General features: G+C 54.3%; 1 rRNA gene. It reads right to left on the bottom strand.

From position 1 onward, the window contains the following. Positions 1-234 (bottom strand): 23S ribosomal RNA (locus H6A61_RS16380); the annotation flags it as partial.

Raw genomic sequence — 234 nt, 5'->3', positions numbered from 1 at the left:
GTATATTCAACCCGACTACGTGTGTCCGTTTGCGGTACGGGTACCTCCAACGTTAAGCTTAGCGGATTTTCTCGGCAGTCTGATTACCCACACTATCACCGCTTCCCGAGGGAGTTGGTGTACTCTCAAGTTCGACTCTTCCCGTGGATTTGCCTGCGGGAATCAACGTCTACACTCTTTAACCGGCTATTCCGTCAGCCGGCGGTGGTGTCACTGCTGCGTCTCCACGTCACC

It is taken from the genome of Bacteroides caecigallinarum (assembly GCF_016901995.1).
Lineage (GTDB): Bacteria > Bacteroidota > Bacteroidia > Bacteroidales > Bacteroidaceae > Phocaeicola > Phocaeicola cellulolyticus.
This window is presented reverse-complemented; position numbering and strand designations above follow the sequence as displayed.